This window comes from Amedibacillus sp. YH-ame10 (assembly GCF_053848885.1).
Map to the genome: position 1 here is coordinate 1 of NZ_JBSPFA010000020.1, position 17,914 is coordinate 17,914.

Sequence of the window (17,914 nt, forward strand, 5' to 3'; positions counted from 1 at the left end):
GCAAGCTTTCTAAAGACTTCGTTCGACTTGCATGTATTAGGCATGCCGCCAGCGTTCATCCTGAGCCAGGATCAAACTCTCCATTTGATTTAGCTCAGACGTTTTGCCAACGTCTTGTTTTTTGTTTGTTTATCTGGAATATGATTATGTTCATATCTCATTGAAATCAACGTATTTCCTGTTCAGTTTTCAAAGACCGATTTGTTTTCACTCTCGTTGAGTGCCTGTTAATAATACTATACTTATCTCTTTATGTCAACCAAAATTATGCTTTTTTTTCTAAAAATTTAGAATCTATTTTTTCATCAGTTAGTATTACCACAATTCCTGCATTCTTACTCTCTTTTCATTACCTTTTCTCATAGAAAAAGGTCGTATATAGATAGACAGAGATTTCCTTTTCTTTCTATAAAACGACCTAAATTCTAATTTGTTATTATATATATATAATATATAACTATATATAACTATTTTCTATTTGGTATTAAAGCTTTACCACCTCGTTTGATTACATCGAAGAAGCTCAAAGATTTTACCATGCGCTGGGCATCAACATATCCTTGGATGGCTCTTAATAATCTCTTATTGTCTCGTGATGAAAATGTATACGTTCCATTTGTTTTTGTGATGATCGCAAAACGTGGAATCCATCTTCCTTTTAATATCACAGAAGCAGATACAAAATTTATCTCCTGCCAAGGTATTTGGATATAATCTTCTACATTCTTATCATTATAAAATTCAAATGCTTTATCCCCAATCATAACCTTCCCATAGGTCGCCATCCCCATATAAGATGTTGCGTTAATTGTAAGATCAACTTTTGTATTTAATGACTGTGCCATATGCTTCACTCCTTCTCATCAAACGACGTGTTCAATAGTTATAGTGCGTATCCTTTATTACGTATAGAATTACATGATACCTGCAACACGTGCAAGAATACCAATAATGAATAATGCTACGATAATAACGATTGGTGAAATTTTCTTTTTCAATAACCAGCAGCATAACAATGTCAACAATAATGCAGACAACCCTGGAATCAATTGATCAAGATTTTGTTGTAATGTTGTTACTTTATCTACATTTAATCCATTTGCTCCTAAAGAAGCGAATTGTTCCAATGCAGATTTGATACCATTTGCTCCTGGTTCAAGATTTGCCCAATCAATATAAGCACCTGGTTGTTGAGCAACCGTAGATACAATTGGTGTAAAGCTAATGCTTACCCAACGTTGTACCAAGGAACCAATGATGAACATACCTAGGATAGAAGCACCACTTGTGATTTTCCCTAAGATCCCACCAGACATATCCTGTGCGATAGAAGTTCCTACTTTATATCCGAATTCTTGTGTATACCATAAGAACGCAAGACGTAATACATTCCAAACAACAAAGAACAACAAAGGTCCAATGATATTTCCACTCAATGCAAAGGATGCACCTAATGCTCCTAAAATAGGACGAATTGTAAACCAGAATACAGGATCTCCGACACCAGCCAAAGGCCCCATCATACCAACTTTAACACCCTGAATCGCTGCATCTTCTACAGGCGCACCATTTGCACGTTCTTCTTCAAGTGCTAAGGTAACTCCCATAACTGGAGCGGATACATATGGATGTGTATTATAGAATTCCATATGGCGTTTTAAAGCAGCAATTTGATCTTCCTTATTAGGATATAATTTTTTAATTGCTGGAATGATGGAGAATGCCCAACCACCGTTCTGCATACGTTCATAGTTCCAAGACCCTTGAAGGAACTGGTGACGCATAGCTACTGAAAATCGTTCTTTTTTTGTTAATTGAATTTTATCTGCCATTTTCTTTTCCTCCTACGCCTTTCTAGTAATCATTCAGTATATCGCCTAATGGATCAGCGGAACCGCCATTACCACCATTTGAGCTACTGTTTGATTTTAATCCAAGATATACTAATGCAAGCGCAACACCAATTGCACCTAATGCGATCAATGTTAATTGTCCAATTGCTGCAAGAACAAATCCTAGAGCAAAGAATGGCCAAGTTTCTTTTGTAGACATCATGTTGATAACCATAGCATAACCTACAGCTGCAACCATTCCTCCACCAACTGCCATACCACCTGATAACCAAGCTGGCATTGCATTTAAAGCATCCGTTACTGCAGTTGCAGGAACGATACATAATGCTAATGCAGGAATTGCAATACGAAGACCTTGCATACAAATTGCAAGAATGTGCCACATACTCATACCACGCATGTTTCCTTTTTCAGCACAACCATCCATGAAGTGTACCATAGGAATTGCTAATGTACGACAAATCATTGTTAAGAATAAACCAGCTACTGATAATGGAATTGCAACTGCAATAGAAGTATTAATTGCATTTGTTACATCTGTATTTCCACCCTGTAACCCCAATACCATAAGAATGGCTGATGCTACCGATGCTAGTGCCGCATCCGGTGCAATCGCTGCCCCAACATTTGCCCATCCTAGAGCAATCATCTGTAAGGATCCACCAAGGATAACTCCTTCTTTTAAGTGACCACTTACCAAACCAACTAACGTACATGCAACCAATGGTTGATGGAATTGGAATTCATCCACAACACCTTCCATACCAGCCAGAAAGGCTACAATAACAATCAATAAAATTGTAATTACTGACATTTGATATTTCCTCCTACTTTATTTCCGCTTTCGCTTTTTTCATAATTGCTTTAAAATCATCTGCAGAATCGGTTGGTACTTTACGTACATCAATCTCAACTCCTAATGATAATAATTCTTCAAATGTTTCTACATCTTCTTTTCCCATTGCTACTGCTTTGGTAATAACAGCTTTTCCTAAGGAATGTGCCATAGAACCTAAGTTAATAGATTTGATATCTACTCCACCTTTAATTGCACGAAGTGCATCTTGTGGTGTTTCAAACAATAACATTGCTCTTGTAGAACCAAAACGTGGATCTTTTGCAACTTCAATCATTTTATCAACAGGTACAACATTTGCTTTTACTCCTGGAGGAGCCGCCTGTTCAATCATCTTTTTACGTAAATCATCTTTCGCAACTCCATCAGATACGACAATGATTCTTGTTGGTTTCACTGTCTTTGTCCAAGAGGTTGCTACTTGTCCATGTAACAATCGTGTATCAACACGTGCTAGAACATATTTGATATGTCCATCACCTACCACTGTTCCCTCTGGAATAGAACCTTGTACTGGTGCAGCTACAGGAGCTTGTTCACTTTTCTTTGGTTCTAATGCTTCTGGTAAAGGACGAACACCCTCTCTTCCAGTATCTACAATATGTGAAGCGATTTCGTGAGCAGTTTCCATAAAAGAACGAGAACCATAAGTTTCAATCAACATCGGTAAATTTAAACCGGTAACGATTGCCCATGTATCTTCATGTCCATTTAGTAATGTGCTCGCTTGGTTAAATGGAGTGCCTCCCCAAAGATCAACAAGAAACAAAACTTGATCTTTATCTTCAAATCCAGCAATTGCTTCCTCCATTTTGTTGCGAATGTCATCAGGTCCTTCGCTTGGCATCAGTGTACAAGCTTTCACGTTTGCTTGTTCACCAAAGATCATTGCACCAGATTGCAGTATGCCTTGAGCAAATTCACCATGACTAGCAAGAATAATTCCTACCATGTTATATCCTACCTTTCTTTTAAAAGTAAATACTCATTGCGCAAAAAAAGGACAGGCAACTATTCAAAGAATTCACATCTATACAAAAAGATGTTTCATTGCTTTAAATTAGTTAATGCCTGTCCTTAACAGTTACACACTAATGAGTATTCGGTTTTACTTTGCCATGATATCATGTAAAGCGCTTACTGTCAATATCTAATTTTTATTTTTTATACATTTTTTTCCTATTATGTTATGCACGATAAAATCCTTTCCAAATGCAGTGCTAAATATCCAATTTCATTATCTGGAAGATTTTTACTTAATGTTTTTGAGAGAGCCTCACATACATCCTTGGCCTTCTCATAAGCAAATGGAAATTTTTCTTTCGTGAACTCACTAATATCCATTTGTAACTTCTCATTTGTATTCAATCGCAATATCAAAAACTTAATATGATTCATCAAACGAACATACGATATGGATTTTGTATCAATCGTAATACCCAGATCTTGTTGTAAACTATCAATACTTTCATGGATGATGCGTGTTGCCTCCATGGTATCACTTACTTTATTTGCAGAAATAGCAGAATGCACATGCAATGTAATATACCCAATTTCATCTTCGTTGATTGTCTTTGATATCATTGCTTCTATGATATCTTTTCCCTTTTCAGCTACTTCATATTCATCAGGAAACAATAAACGTATATCATTTAGAAATGGATTGGAAGGCATTAAGTCATCCTCCATCCTTTTGATGGCATAACAAATATGATCCGCTAATGGCAACAAGACTCCCTCATCTACTTTTTCAAATTTCTCTTTTGCTAAATAAATGATTTCCGAAGCAATCTCTAAATAAATAGGATCCATTTGATACAAAAGTTCACTCGATCTTCTTGCATCATTGTTATCTTTTTGCATAATGTATTTTTTTGCTTGTTTGCTAACTTCAAATTCTTCATCGACTTTTCTGCCAAAGCCGATACCCTTAAACATAACAACCACTTCTTGTTGATTGTGGGCTGCAAGGATTGTATTATTGTTCAACACCTTAATCACTCGATACATTTGCCTTCCACCTTTCTTAATCACGGATGAGTTTCATCATGACTTCCCCTCTGCTCATTGATTTATATGTTTTTTCAATTTTATAATCATCTGAGAGATTTGTAAATACCACAAGTATATTTTCGCAAGTTGCTTCTTTTTGAATATAACGTAAATCTGCATTCCATAATACATCACCTTTTGAAACAGTCTGCCCGACTCTTACTAGAAGTTCAAATCCTTCTCCTTTGAGATTGACAGTATCTGTACCAAAATGAAGCAACAACTCTATACCATTCTCTAGCAATAGACCAATTGCATGCTTTGTTGGATAAATCATAGTTACAACTCCTTCACATGGCGCAACAATCAAACCATCGTTAGGTTTTACCATCACTCCATCACCAATCAGTTTTTGCGCAAACATCTGATCACAGGATTCTTCGATTGCCATGACTTCCCCATCTACAATACACCCAATTTCAACATTCCCCAAACATAATGATGCTTGTTCTTCTTCCATCTCATCTTTTGTCGTATGCAATAAATATTCTTTGATATTTGTACGAATCATCGAAGCCTTCGGACCAAATATGATTTGTAGTCCATTTCCATGCATAATAATCGCTGCTGCTCCAGCCTGTTTCAACAACGCTTTATTTACCTTTGCACTATCATTGATGGTAAGTCTAAGTTTCGTAATACAACTATCTAGATTACTAATATTATCACGTCCACCTACACCCACAACAATACGTTGTGCCTGTTTATCAATCACATAGGAATCACTTTCCTGTTTATCCTTCTTATTATGAATGGTAAGAGCCAATAAATCTTGCGCCCCTCCTCGCCCAATCGTCTTTAAATTAAAACGGACTATCATAAACTTAAATACAAAATAGTATAAGCAGAAATAGAAAAGCCCTACTGGTATTGCCAAATACCAACTCGTCTTATCATTCCCTTGTAAAACTCCAAACACAATAAAATCCAACAGTCCACCCGAGAACGTAAGTCCAATCGTGATATTCAATATTTGCGCCACCATATAAGCACTTCCCACAAAGATGACATGTATCACATACAAAATAGGCGCAGAGAATAAAAACATAAATTCTACAGGTTCCGTAATCCCCGTTAACACACTCGTCAAACATGCTGTCAAAAGGAAACTTCCCACAATTTTTTTATATTCTTTCTTACAACAGCGATACATTGCCAAACCAGCTCCTGGCAACCCAAAGATCATAAACAGAAACTCTCCCGTAAAATAACGAGTTGCATCTGCACTAAAATGTATGGTATTAGGATCCGCTAATTGTGCAAAGAAAATATTTTGTCCTCCATAAATCATCGTACCATTTACTTCCATTGATCCACCAACAACCGTTTGCCAGAAAGGCAAATAGAATACATGATGTAACCCAAATGGATTTAGTATACGCTTAATACAACCAAACACAAAAGTTCCAATATACCCTGACTGCGTTATAAAGTCCCCTGCTGAAAATATCATATTTTGAAAGAACGGCCAAATATAATACATCAAGAAACCCACAAACAAATATACAACTGCAGATATAATAGGTACAAAGCGCGTACCTTCAAAAAACGATAATACACTTGGTAGCTCGATGCGATAGAAACGATTATGTAAATACGCAACCCCTAAACCAACAAGAATGCCACCAAACACTCCCATTTCTAAAGATTGAATCCCACATACGAAATTGATTGTCCCATCCACTACATCACTTGCTACCTTACCATCAACGATTCTTCCATCCGCAACCAACATTCCATTGATGGTCGTATGCATTACTAAAAAGGCTACGATTGCGGAAAGTGTCGCAATCTCTCGCTCTTTTTTTGCCATACCCAAGGCAACTGAAGCCGCGAATATAATCGGTAGATTATTAAATATTGTACTACCTACTTTTGTTGTCACCTGTAACACATCATGCAAAAACATCCCCTGCCCTAAAATTCCTTCTAAATGCAGTGATGCAATGGTTGCTTCATTTGTCAAACAACTACCCAATCCCAAGAAAAGTCCAGCAATGGGCAATAAGGCAATAGGCAACATAAAGCTACGTCCAACACGTTGCATGATCCCAAATAAATTAGATTTCATAAGCTCTCCCATATCTCAATGATAATTATTACATTTGAACATTGTATCGTCAATCGTTTTGTTGCACAAAAAGAAAAGCAGTATGCTATACACACTACTTTATGCTTCTTCTCTTACTTTACCACAAATTGGATAATTTGCACAACTTGGATTACATGCTTTTTCCGCCATGATTCTAAGGCTCGGTGGAATAAAGGCTGTGATTTCATCATCGTCATACCCCACAACAAAACTTTTTTCATTGATCATAATTGGTCTTTTTAGAATACTAGGATTCTTCTGAATCAAATCAACCAATTCTTTTACGGATAAATCATCCAAATCTTTGTTTAATTCTTGAAATACTTTGGAACGTGTAGATATGATATCCTCCGTACCATTTTCGCTTCTCTGTAAGAGGTATTTAATCTCCTCTTCTTTTAATAGAGTCGTAAAAATATTTTTCTCAACGAACTTCATATCGTTGTCTTTGAGCCATTGTTTTGCTTTTCGACAGCTTGCACATCCTGGTGATGTATATAAGATAATCATCTATATCTGCCTCCTTTTGGTTTCACCCCTCTATTATATAGTATAGTGTTTTTTATGGAAAGCGAAATTTCAAGTTTTTTTGTTTTCCTCTTGCCAAGTATTCGTTGTGATAGTATGATAATACTGTTAATACATATGCAATGAAAAAGTAAGAGTAGAATGTTATGGATGCTAAATAGAGAACTGATGGTTGGTGAAAGTCAGTACACCTAATATTTGAAGTGGGACTTTCGAGCATACTCATCTGAGCGGAAACTCACCGTTATGAGAAGTGGCTTCATATGAAGCAAGTTGGGTGGTACCACGCTATATGCGTCCCTACAGGGTACTTTTTTTATTTTAGGAGGATATTTTATGAAACGAATGCTAAGTGGCATTAAGCCAACAGGAAGATTAACATTGGGAAATTATATTGGAGCCATCCGTAATTTTGTGGAGTACCAAGAAGATTATGAAATGTATGTATTCATTGCCAATATGCATGCTATTACCGTTCCTCAAGAACGTGCAGAACTAAAACAAAATACAAAGGATTTAATTGCTTTATATCTAGCTGCGGGTTTAGACCCAAACAAAGCGACCATCTTTTTACAAAGTGATTTACCACAACATGCAGAGTTGGGTTGGATTATGACGTGTAATTCCTATATCGGAGAAATGCAGAGAATGACGCAATACAAAGATAAAACCGCAAAAGGTGAAACTGGTATCACTGCTGGTTTGTTTACTTATCCAGCTTTAATGGCAGCCGATATTCTATTATATGATGCGGATTATGTACCCGTGGGACTTGACCAAAAACAACACGTAGAACTTACAAGAGATTTGGCAGAACGTTTCAATCATCGTTATGGAGATACCTTCGCGATTCCTGAACCATTGGTAGCTAAAGTAGGAGCGAAAATTTATTCCCTACAAAACCCAACAAAGAAGATGTCAAAATCAGAAGAGAACCCTAAAGGTACCATTGATTTATTAGATGAACCTGCAGTTGCTCGTAAAAAGATTATGTCTGCAGTTACAGATTCTTTAGGTGTTGTTACATATGATGTGGAACAACAACCTGGAATTTCCAATCTTCTTATGATCCTTTCTTCCTTAACTGGAGAAGAAATAGAATCCATCGTTCAACGTTATGAAGGAAAAGGCTATGGAGATTTCAAGAAAGAAGTTGGTGAAGCTGTATTTAACTTCCTTACTGATTTACAAAAGAAATACAAAGAAATCCTAAGTAGTGGTACGTTAGAAAAAGTAATTGCCGAGGGAAACGACAAAGCTCGAGCAATTGCGCAAAAGAAACTTATGAAAGTAAAAAAGAAAGTTGGATTTCAATTGTTCAACTAAAACACATAGAGGATGTCCTAAGACATCCTCTATTTTTTATTCAAGATTTAATTTATAATTCGCAAGAACCACAGATAGGACATGGAACACTACCATAGATATAATTGTAAGAATTGTTGTGGATATAAATATCAATTCTACATATTGCCAAACATCTGATAATAACGGATTCGATGTATTCATAACATCCATTAATTCTGGATTAATGAAAATATCAATCCCTAACATAATAAGACTCAATATGCTTTGAATAACATAGATAATGATAGCAGCTACAATTGAAAACAAGATCTTATTCATATTTTGCGTTTGCCCTATCATCAATGACGTAAATGCCATTTGAACATAGGAGATATAGCTAATCGCAAGTATAACAATAATCCAAATGAGTGCCTTTGTACTATCTACTCCATTTATCGCGAACACTTCACTTATTTGATCTAGGAAAGATTTAACCCCTCCTTGATAAAAGGCAAGGAATACACCAAGGATTACTACTGCTGTCGCAATCACCATGAACACAACAGATGTAAGCTCCTTAGATAAAATGATTTTATTTCTTGTGACTGGAAGAGTATGTGTTAAATACCCTTCATCCTTTAATACATTAAAGTAAAATTGTTTGACCGTCACGATAAATGTCCAAACAACAACCGCAATAAGTGCAAATACACACATCGTAACCATAAAAGAATAGACAACTGATACCACTGGAAATGCATCTACTACATACTTCATCCCACGAGTTGCTAATGCAAATCCTAACGCAATCAAATACATTGGCAACAAACTTTTTCCTTGAGACTTTATATCATACTTTAATAATTTCCCTAACATCTGAATTCCTCCCTAAAAATTTCATCAATAGATTTCCCACTCGCATTACGCAATTCATCCGCAGATGTATTCTTCACAATTTCACCTTTGGAAATAAATACAACATCATCCAAGATACGTTCAATATCCGCAATTAAATGTGTAGATATTAAGATTGATGCATCTTCGTTGAAGTTTGCTAAAATGGTATCCAAGATATAATCACGAGCAGCTGGGTCAACACCCCCAATTGGCTCATCTAGAATATACAACTGTGCATTTCTACTCATTACCATAATCAACTGTACTTTTTCTTTTGTACCTTTTGACATCGTCTTCAATCGATCATTTTCATCGATTTCAAAGTCTGCCAACAACTTATGTGCTTTTTGTTCATCAAAGTCTTCATAGAAGTCTGCGAAATAAGCAATCAGTTCTTTAACTTTCATATTGAAACTCAAATAGCTTCTCTCTGGTAAATAAGAGATTACCTTCTTACTATTCACTCCTGGTTTTTCACCATTGACTAACACATTACCAGTCGTTGGAACTAATAGGTCATTGACAATTTTTATCAACGTTGATTTTCCGCTTCCATTAGATCCCAACAATCCTATAATCTTTCCTTTTTCGATATTCAAGTTTACTTTTTTTAAAGCTTCTTTGTTTCCAAATCGTTTACTAACATTTTTAATTTGTACAATACTCATTTCTTCTCTTCCTTTCTAACATCCCTAATGAATGCGAATAATTCTTCATCTTCATACCCCAACGATTTCATCGCTTCCAGAAATTCTTCCACCTTTTCGACAGCCAATTCTCTTTTCAGCTGTGCGATCACATGTTTATCTTCCGTTACAAATCGTCCATTTGTACGCTCTGTAAATACTAACCCTGCACTTTCTAACTCTGAAAAGGCGCGTTGCATAGTATTCGGATTGACTCGATAACTTGCGGCTAGTTCTCGTACAGAAGGAAGTTTCTCTCCTTCATGGTATTTCCCCGATATGATATCCAATTTAATTAAATCAAGAATTTGCAGATAAATCGGGCGCTCATTACTGAAATCCGTAATCATTACACCACCTCCTGTGTCACTGTATTAAGTGCTTAACACAATGATACAGCACACTTTGTTTTTTGTCAACACCCAATGCAAAAAAAGTCTATCTACTAGGATAAACTCTTTCTATCATATCAACACTTCTTTTATACACCCCATGATAAAAGGCAAAAACAATACAACGACGCTTACAGCTTTCTCAACCGATGGATGTATAAAATCATCATAATCCTCGCATCCTTTGTAACGTTTCTTCCATAGATATACATGTAGCATAACGATCCTTCCATAGGAAATCGTTATAATAGTGATAACTTTCTTCTGCGCTCATATATTCATTATCAACTGTTGAATTCGCAAAAGCAGGCACGATGATTTGAAATTCATGTTCAAATCCACACTTTATATTCGCATCGATACAATATTCACTCTGTAATCCCGTAATGATAAGTTCTCTTTCTTTGTTACCTTTCAAATAATCCAATAACCCCGATTCCTTAAAAGCACTATTCACTTTCTTATCAAAAATCTTTTCACCTGCCTTAGGCGCAAATGGTTCATAGATTTCAAACGCATCGCATCCTCTTACAAGTTCTCCACCCTCTTTATCTTGATGGCGAACATAGATTATTTCGATGTTATTCATACGAGCAGTTTCAATTAACTTTTTGATATTTGATACAAATACAGCAAATGCATACACATCATCCTTCATAATACCTTTTTGAGTATCAATGACTAATAAGACCATATTTATAATCCTCCCTTTCACTAAAAAAGAGACTTTCGTCCCTTATATCTTATAAAATTCCTGTTAGGAAAGTAATTAAAACAACGATTCCTAACACAATACGATAGTAACCAAAAACTTTGAAATCATGTTTCTTAATATAGCTCATTAAGAATCGAATAACAATTAAGGAAACGATGAAAGCAGAAATCATCCCCACAATAAGGATTGTAAGTTCTGTTCCTGTAAATCCAAATCCGAATTTCACAATCTTTAACAAGCTCGCACCAAACATAACTGGAATCGCAAGGAAGAACGTAAATTCTGCCGCAATGGTACGACTAACACCAATCATCAAGCCACCAAGAATGGTTGCGCCAGAACGACTTGTCCCTGGAAAAATTGCAGCGATTAGCTGAAATCCACCAATCAACAAGGCGTCTTTATAAGACAACTCAGCTAGTGTAGTAACACGTGCGCGTTTTCCTTTGTTTTTATTCTCGATAAACAAGAAGGCAATACCTACCAATACCAACATGATCGCAACTACCCAACCATTGTATAAATATTTTTCTAGTATATCATCGAACGCCAATCCAATAATAGCCGCAGGAATACATGCAACTAAGATTTTTCCCCATAAATTCATAATATCATAACGAACGAATGGACGATTTTTATTCTTTAGATTAAATGGAAAGATTTTGTGCCAAAACAATAATACCACTGCTAAGATGGCACCCAATTGGATAACCACAAGAAATACACTCCAAAACTCTTTTGATACATCCATTGGCATAACTTCTTCTACCAATATCATATGTCCTGTACTACTGATTGGTAACCATTCCGTGATTCCTTCAATAATACCATATATAATCGACTTTAAAATTTCTAACATAATACTCCTCCTGTTTCATTTTAATATTTTACACGTTGCTTTACAAAAGCACAATCTTTCTTTTGTTTTATAACGAAATTGAAAGAATATTATTTCGCAAGTACTTCGTTTACCATATCCTTAAACATTTTTCCTCGTACTTCATAATTTGGAAATTGATCGTAACTAGAACATGCTGGTGACAATAAAATCACATCTCCTGGTGCACTGATACGAACTGCTTCATTAAGTGCCTCTTGCATAGTTTCTTTTGTAGTTACATTATGGAAGATATCTTTGAACTGTTCTTTTGTTTCTCCAAAAGAAATGCATTGTTTCACTCGTTCATCAAATGGTTTTAAATCATCAAAGCTAATACCTTTGTCATGCCCCCCTGCCAATAAAATAATATTCTTGGTAAAGGATTGTAAGGCTGCCACAACTGCATGGGTATTTGTAGCTTTGGAATCATTATAAAACTTAACTCCATCTTTTTCACCAATGTATTCTAAACGATGTTCTACTGGCTTAAATGCACGTATTGCTTGTTGAATGTCCTCGACACTTACACCGAGTTTGAATGCCATACAACTAGCCACCATAGCATTGGATAAATTATAATCCCCTACTACTTTTAAATCAGTTTCATCAAATAGCTTCATATCTTTTAAATATACACTACCTTCATGTCGATATAGTTCTACATCATCTCTCACAAGTGAAAAATCGATTACTTGACATGGGATTTTAACTGCATACTTCATCAAGGTTTCATCATCTACATTACGTAAAAACCAATCTTCACCTTTACAGTTCTCATAGATTCGCATTTTAGATTCATAATACGATTCTACACTTGGCATATAATCCAAATGATCAGGCGCAAGATTACAAACAACACTCACGGTTGGACGAAAGGTATCAATTCCTAATAATTGAAAATTACTCAATTCTAGCGCAACATCTTTTTCCTCACCTTCAAATTCAAAGGCTTGTTCACTCAATGGTACACCGATGTTTCCTGCAACAAGTGCTTTATGATTATATTCTAACATCTCATACAACATCGTCGTAATCGTTGTTTTTCCATTGGTTCCTGTAATCGCACCATAATGAAATTTCGATGCATAACGATATGCAATCTCCACTTCCGTTAAAACCTGTACTTGATGATCCACAAAATATTTCACAAAAGGTACGGTATATTTAATCCCTGGATTCTTTACAACAAATGCATACTCACAGTGCTTTAAAGTTTCAGGATGTCCTTGATCATACACTTCCATCCCTTGTTGAATAAGTTCTTCTTTTTCTTTGATTTCATTCATATCCGTTAGGATTACATGAAATCCATGTCGATGTAAAAGCTTCGAAACTGCAATGCCACTTCTAGCCGCTCCAATCACCAATACGTTTGTTTTCATGTTATATCACCCCTAGCCATAATCCTATAGCTGCTAGTACAAAACCAATACTCCAAAACATAATCACTACTTGTGTCTCTTTCATTCCACCTTCTTCAAAATGATGATGAAGAGGTGCCATACGGAAAATTCTTTTCTTCGTACGTTTATAATAGGTAACCTGAATCACAACAGATAACATTTCCATTAAGAACACGCCACCAATCACTAACAATAACAATTCTTTTTTCAAAATCATAGCGGATGCCGCAATCAAACCACCAAGGGCGAGAGATCCTGTATCCCCCATAAAAATCTTCGCAGGATGAATATTGAATCGTAAATACCCTAAAAGACTTCCACTGACCGCTAACAAGAACATTGCTAAATCGCTATTTTCTTGTAGTAAGGCAAAGATGATAAATGGCGCAATCGCGATAAGAGAAGTCCCAGCACAAAGTCCATCCAAACCATCTGTAAAGTTGACCGCATTACTCTCTGCCGTAAACATGATAAAGATTAACACAAAGTACAAGAATCCTAGTTCAATTGTCATATGGAACACTGGTATTTCTACAAATGTAGCCGCCATGGATTGATAAAACAAATAAAAGACGATAGCTAGTACAGATTGCATTAGAAATTTAACTTTCGGTTTTAATCCATCGTTATTCTTTTTCACAACAATTAAGAAATCATCAATAAACCCAATCATTGCATACCCAAGATATGCAAAGACTACAATTAACATTTCTTTTGAAAAGAATGCTTTATAATCCAAGATTAACAATACCAATACTGGGACAATTACAAAGACACACCCACCCATGGTTGGCGTTCCTGTTTTTGCCATATGGCTTTTTGGTCCTTCTTCTCGAACACTTTGTCCGAATTTGATTTTATGTAGAAACGGAATGAGGATTGGCATGACAATGAAGGTCGCTACCAAACTACATCCGAATGCAAGTAGATATTTTAATTCCACTCTAGTTCCTCCTTATATAGCAACTTGTATATACAAGAGCGATCAGAAAAGGGGTATTCCACTACACGAATGGTGATGGTATCCTCGTCTCCTTTTCCAGCGATTATTATTATATCATCTTTTTGGGCAATTTTAACAGAATGTTTTATCGCAAAATAACGATTCTCAAAAATCCTTACATTATCATGTGGATGAAGACACATATCTTCTAGAATTTTATATACACTTTCTCCTCTAGGATTATCACTTGTATAAATCGCAATATCACTATACGTAGAGGCTACATCCGCCATCATAGGACGTTTACTACGATCGCGATCTCCCCCACATCCAATCAGTGTTATGATTCTTCCCTTTTTCACAAGATTCGCAAATTCCAAAAGATTCTTTAACGCATCATAGGTATGCGCATAATCCAACCAAATATAAAAATCATTTGCCTCTATTAGTTCCATTCTTCCCGCAACACCCTTCATTCCACCAACCAAGTCTTGTAAACGCTCATAACTTGTCCCTAATCGATGCACCGCTATCAATGCTTCACATAAATTATAAACATTGATCATTCCCAACAAAGGCGCACGATATGGATATCCTTGAACCTCAAACGCAATATCATGATCACTAAGCATAACTTTACGAATAGGAAAATGTGCTTGATCCATACCAAAACAAATACAATTATAATTCGCTAGATGAACAAGCTCTTGCATATATGGCATATCTGCATTATAAATGATGGCGCCATTGGTCTTTAAGTATTGACGCAATTTAAACTTTGTATAGCGATAATGTGTTGAAGTTAAATGATAATCTAAATGATCTCGTGTGATATTGGTATATAAAATCATATCAAAGTTAATAAAACGTATACGATTTTGATCAATTGAATGTGAACTTACTTCCATTACTATATAATCACATCCAAAGTCCAATGCCTTTTGAAACCATTGCGCGAGTTGAAAACACCCGGGAGTCGTATTATGTGTTCTTTCTATCAGTTGATGATATTTTATAAATCCAGTCCCAATCTGCAATACCCTTTTCTCTTCCATTTCCAATAATTGTGTAATATAAGAGGCAACACTTGTTTTCCCACTTGTTCCCGTTACCCCAATAACACATAACGCAGTACATAAGTCTCCATAAAACCTATTGATCAACACCCCTACAACAAATTCAATATGTGCCACTCTATATACATGTTCTTGTTGCAGTTCTTGATCACATAACACAACTCCACCATTCTTTAATGCTTCCTTTGCGTATTCTTTCGCATGTTCACTATGATCACGTAACACAAATACCCAATCTTTTTGTATCTCTTTACTATGGTCACTGATCCCTTTTACAATCCTATCATCTTGACAAGGAATTTGTAGTGCTTCCAATAGTTTACTTAACGTTATCGTCTCCAAGATAAATCCAAACCTCCCCTCCCTGTGAACTGAAGGTTGTGCCAGCTTCTGGCATTTGTTCTAACACAGTATCTCCTTCACCAATAAAACTAAAACGTACACCTTCTTGTACTACTTCTTTTTTCTTCTTCCCAACGAAATCCGCAACTTTGATATTTTCTGTTTCTGGCCATACCAATTTCTTTGGTATTTGATCGTCTACTTTCTTGACTCCTAAATAAGGCAAGATATCCTCATAACAAGCTTTTGCGATTGGCGCAATCACCGTACCCCCGTATTGAATATTATTTTGTGGACTATCGGCCGCAATATAAAGTACGATTTCAGGATCATCAATTGGTGCCGCAGATAAGAAAGATAGAATATAACTAGAACTTGAATACACTCCATTTTCTGCCTTTTGTGCAGTTCCTGTTTTTCCACCGATTTTATATCCTTCTAAATAGGCTTGTTTACCACCACCATTGGCTACAACACTCTCTAATGCATAGCGCATTTTTTTACTTGTATCTTCACTAATTACTTTACGTTTGATGGTTGGTTTATATTCTAATATCGGATCATGGGTAATCGGATCATTGATACTTTTTGTAATATATGGTTCATATAAAGTGCCTCCATTCACAATCGCAGAGAATGCAGTAACTAACTGAATTGGTGTTACACTCAATCCTTGTCCAAAGGCTACGGTTGCTTGTTCTACTTCTCCCATCGCACTCTTTTTAAACATGATCCCCTTAGATTCTCCGGGTAAATCTATTCCTGTCTTCTCTCCAAATCCAAATTTTTTCACATACTCATATTCATTATCTAAACCTAAACGTCTAGAGATTTCCACAAACCCTGGATTACTAGAGTTCTCAAGCACTTGTAAGAACGTCTGTTGTCCATGTCCTCCAGCTTTCCAAGACTTGATTCTAGCACCCCCTACCATTTCATACCCTTTGTCATAGTAGGTATCTTTAAACATATCAAACAAATTTAATTCTAAAGCTGACGCAAAGGTTACCGACTTGAAAGTAGAACCAGGCTCATAACTCATCCAAATAGGAAGATTTCGATTATAAATATCACTAGAATACTCTTGATATTTATTTGGATTATAGTCTGGCTTTGATACCATCGCCAATATCTCTCCTGTTTTCGGATTCATCGCAAGTGCTAAACAACTCTTCGGCTTGTATCGTTTTACAAGATTGTTCATTTCTCGCTCTACGATATCTTGTATCTTCGCATCGATGGTTAATACGACATCCATTCCTCTTCCAGGGGCCTCATAAGATTCATTGTATAATTCAACGTTGTGTCCTTTCGCATCAAATGGAATGTTTAAGGCACCACTTTGTGCAGTAAGAATATCATTGTATTGTAACTCTAAACCCGCAAGTCCTTGATTATCAATCCCAGTAAAACCCAATACTTGCGCAAGATAATTGTTATTAGGATAATTACGCAAGGAATCTTGTACCAAGTATACCCCTGGCAAATCCAAAGCCTCTAATGCATTTGCTTTCTCATTGCTAATAAGCCTTCCTTCTGGTTGTATCTTTTGTGTACTTACCTTTTTACTAATCGTTTCATAAATCTTTTTTTCATCTGCTTCTAGTATCTTCGCAAGTTGTTTCGCTGTACCACTTGCGTCTGTAATTTGGGCAGGCACCACCATCACCGATGTACTTGGGATATCATGAGCGAGTACAGTTCCATTTTTATCAAGAATCGACCCACGTAATCCTGCCACCGTAAAATCCCTCTCCCAAAGATTTAAGGCTTTTTCCATGATGTCCGTATGATGAAAAATTTGTTCGTACCCAAGCTTACCTAAGATGCATGCAAATATCATCATTGCACATAAGAATATAATATGTATTCGACTCTTTACTTTACCACGGATCATGATATCACCTCGTTG

Annotated in this window: 17 protein-coding genes, 1 rRNA gene and 1 other annotated feature; of the genes, 1 reads left to right on the plus strand and 17 read right to left on the minus strand. The window is 36.1% G+C overall.

All coding sequences use genetic code 11. The features are described 5' to 3' along the window. The 8 genes from ACWG42_RS09615 to spx form a co-directional block, all read right to left on the minus strand. Positions 1 to 87: ribosomal RNA gene (locus ACWG42_RS09615) — 16S ribosomal RNA — on the minus strand; the annotation flags it as partial. A gap of 380 nt (positions 88 to 467) precedes the next feature. Continuing rightward, positions 468 to 845, minus strand: coding sequence for a DUF956 family protein (locus tag ACWG42_RS09620; protein WP_455791899.1), 378 nt, complete (start codon positions 843 to 845; stop codon positions 468 to 470). Between the two features lie 69 nt (positions 846 to 914). Further along, positions 915 to 1,832: a PTS system mannose/fructose/sorbose family transporter subunit IID gene (locus tag ACWG42_RS09625; RefSeq protein WP_455791900.1), complete on the minus strand. Its 918-nt coding sequence runs from the start codon at positions 1,830 to 1,832 to the stop codon at positions 915 to 917. A 22-nt stretch (positions 1,833 to 1,854) separates the two neighbouring features. After that, positions 1,855 to 2,667 (minus strand): PTS mannose/fructose/sorbose transporter subunit IIC, encoded by an 813-nt coding sequence (locus tag ACWG42_RS09630; RefSeq protein WP_455791902.1) that lies wholly within the window; start codon positions 2,665 to 2,667, stop codon positions 1,855 to 1,857. Between the two features lie 13 nt (positions 2,668 to 2,680). Then, the gene (locus ACWG42_RS09635) at positions 2,681 to 3,661 is read right to left on the minus strand and encodes a PTS sugar transporter subunit IIB (RefSeq protein ID WP_455791904.1); all 981 of its coding nucleotides are present in this window, start codon (positions 3,659 to 3,661) and stop codon (positions 2,681 to 2,683) included. Between the two features lie 230 nt (positions 3,662 to 3,891). Further along, positions 3,892 to 4,719 (minus strand): PRD domain-containing protein, encoded by an 828-nt coding sequence (locus tag ACWG42_RS09640; protein WP_455791906.1) that lies wholly within the window; start codon positions 4,717 to 4,719, stop codon positions 3,892 to 3,894. 16 nt (positions 4,720 to 4,735) lie between these two features. Then, entirely contained in the window at positions 4,736 to 6,832 is a 2,097-nt protein-coding gene (locus ACWG42_RS09645) for a glucose PTS transporter subunit IIA (RefSeq protein ID WP_455791907.1), read from the minus strand. A 99-nt stretch (positions 6,833 to 6,931) separates the two neighbouring features. Further along, positions 6,932 to 7,363, minus strand: coding sequence for a transcriptional regulator Spx (gene spx, locus ACWG42_RS09650; protein ID WP_455791909.1), 432 nt, complete (start codon positions 7,361 to 7,363; stop codon positions 6,932 to 6,934). A 131-nt stretch (positions 7,364 to 7,494) separates the two neighbouring features. Beyond that, positions 7,495 to 7,686 (plus strand) — a binding site (T-box leader). 31 nt (positions 7,687 to 7,717) lie between these two features. On the opposite strand from spx, the gene trpS reads away from it, so the two are divergent. Continuing rightward, positions 7,718 to 8,707, plus strand: coding sequence for a tryptophan--tRNA ligase (gene trpS / locus ACWG42_RS09655; RefSeq protein WP_455791910.1), 990 nt, complete (start codon positions 7,718 to 7,720; stop codon positions 8,705 to 8,707). A 36-nt stretch (positions 8,708 to 8,743) separates the two neighbouring features. Here the strand turns inward: trpS and ACWG42_RS09660 are convergent, their stop codons facing one another. The 9 genes from ACWG42_RS09660 to ACWG42_RS09700 all read right to left on the minus strand — a co-directional run bounded on the left by ACWG42_RS09660 (position 8,744) and on the right by ACWG42_RS09700 (position 17,899). Beyond that, on the minus strand, positions 8,744 to 9,544 hold the full coding sequence (locus tag ACWG42_RS09660) for a hypothetical protein (RefSeq protein WP_455791911.1): 801 nt from the start codon (positions 9,542 to 9,544) through the stop codon (positions 8,744 to 8,746). Beyond that, on the minus strand, positions 9,538 to 10,233 hold the full coding sequence (locus tag ACWG42_RS09665) for an ABC transporter ATP-binding protein (protein ID WP_455791912.1): 696 nt from the start codon (positions 10,231 to 10,233) through the stop codon (positions 9,538 to 9,540). Before ACWG42_RS09665 ends, ACWG42_RS09660 begins: the two co-directional genes overlap by 7 nt. Next, positions 10,230 to 10,601, minus strand: coding sequence for a GntR family transcriptional regulator (locus ACWG42_RS09670; RefSeq protein ID WP_455791913.1), 372 nt, complete (start codon positions 10,599 to 10,601; stop codon positions 10,230 to 10,232). Before ACWG42_RS09670 ends, ACWG42_RS09665 begins: the two co-directional genes overlap by 4 nt. A 208-nt stretch (positions 10,602 to 10,809) precedes the next feature. Then, a complete protein-coding gene (locus ACWG42_RS09675) occupies positions 10,810 to 11,337 on the minus strand; it encodes a cysteine hydrolase family protein (protein ID WP_455791914.1) in 528 nt (175 codons plus the stop codon). A 49-nt stretch (positions 11,338 to 11,386) separates the two neighbouring features. Beyond that, positions 11,387 to 12,217 (minus strand): undecaprenyl-diphosphate phosphatase, encoded by an 831-nt coding sequence (locus tag ACWG42_RS09680; RefSeq protein ID WP_455791915.1) that lies wholly within the window; start codon positions 12,215 to 12,217, stop codon positions 11,387 to 11,389. Between the two features lie 89 nt (positions 12,218 to 12,306). Continuing rightward, positions 12,307 to 13,620, minus strand: coding sequence for a UDP-N-acetylmuramoyl-L-alanine--D-glutamate ligase (gene murD, locus ACWG42_RS09685; RefSeq protein ID WP_455791916.1), 1,314 nt, complete (start codon positions 13,618 to 13,620; stop codon positions 12,307 to 12,309). Between the two features lies 1 nt (position 13,621). Continuing rightward, on the minus strand, positions 13,622 to 14,584 hold the full coding sequence (gene mraY, locus ACWG42_RS09690; protein WP_455791917.1) for a phospho-N-acetylmuramoyl-pentapeptide-transferase: 963 nt from the start codon (positions 14,582 to 14,584) through the stop codon (positions 13,622 to 13,624). Further along, a complete protein-coding gene (locus ACWG42_RS09695; RefSeq protein WP_455791918.1) occupies positions 14,575 to 16,002 on the minus strand; it encodes a UDP-N-acetylmuramoyl-L-alanyl-D-glutamate--2,6-diaminopimelate ligase in 1,428 nt (475 codons plus the stop codon). Before ACWG42_RS09695 ends, mraY begins: the two co-directional genes overlap by 10 nt. Continuing rightward, complete coding sequence (locus ACWG42_RS09700) at positions 15,980 to 17,899, minus strand: penicillin-binding transpeptidase domain-containing protein (RefSeq protein WP_455791919.1); 1,920 nt, start codon at positions 17,897 to 17,899, stop codon at positions 15,980 to 15,982. Before ACWG42_RS09700 ends, ACWG42_RS09695 begins: the two co-directional genes overlap by 23 nt. Positions 17,900 to 17,914 lie beyond the last annotated feature (15 nt).

Coding starts and splice junctions, on each gene's coding strand:
- ACWG42_RS09645 (WP_455791907.1), bottom strand. CDS start 6,832: ATGAAATCTAATTTATTTGGGATCATGCAACGTGTTGGACGTAGCTTT.
- spx (WP_455791909.1), bottom strand. CDS start 7,363: ATGATTATCTTATATACATCACCAGGATGTGCAAGCTGTCGAAAAGCA.
- ACWG42_RS09700 (WP_455791919.1), bottom strand. CDS start 17,899: ATGATCCGTGGTAAAGTAAAGAGTCGAATACATATTATATTCTTATGT.
- ACWG42_RS09665 (WP_455791912.1), bottom strand. CDS start 10,233: ATGAGTATTGTACAAATTAAAAATGTTAGTAAACGATTTGGAAACAAA.
- ACWG42_RS09640 (WP_455791906.1), bottom strand. CDS start 4,719: ATGTATCGAGTGATTAAGGTGTTGAACAATAATACAATCCTTGCAGCC.
- ACWG42_RS09630 (WP_455791902.1), bottom strand. CDS start 2,667: ATGTCAGTAATTACAATTTTATTGATTGTTATTGTAGCCTTTCTGGCT.
- ACWG42_RS09660 (WP_455791911.1), bottom strand. CDS start 9,544: ATGTTAGGGAAATTATTAAAGTATGATATAAAGTCTCAAGGAAAAAGT.
- ACWG42_RS09680 (WP_455791915.1), bottom strand. CDS start 12,217: ATGTTAGAAATTTTAAAGTCGATTATATATGGTATTATTGAAGGAATC.
- ACWG42_RS09635 (WP_455791904.1), bottom strand. CDS start 3,661: ATGGTAGGAATTATTCTTGCTAGTCATGGTGAATTTGCTCAAGGCATA.
- ACWG42_RS09675 (WP_455791914.1), bottom strand. CDS start 11,337: ATGGTCTTATTAGTCATTGATACTCAAAAAGGTATTATGAAGGATGAT.
- trpS (WP_455791910.1), top strand. CDS start 7,718: ATGAAACGAATGCTAAGTGGCATTAAGCCAACAGGAAGATTAACATTG.
- ACWG42_RS09670 (WP_455791913.1), bottom strand. CDS start 10,601: ATGATTACGGATTTCAGTAATGAGCGCCCGATTTATCTGCAAATTCTT.
- ACWG42_RS09625 (WP_455791900.1), bottom strand. CDS start 1,832: ATGGCAGATAAAATTCAATTAACAAAAAAAGAACGATTTTCAGTAGCT.
- ACWG42_RS09620 (WP_455791899.1), bottom strand. CDS start 845: ATGGCACAGTCATTAAATACAAAAGTTGATCTTACAATTAACGCAACA.
- murD (WP_455791916.1), bottom strand. CDS start 13,620: ATGAAAACAAACGTATTGGTGATTGGAGCGGCTAGAAGTGGCATTGCA.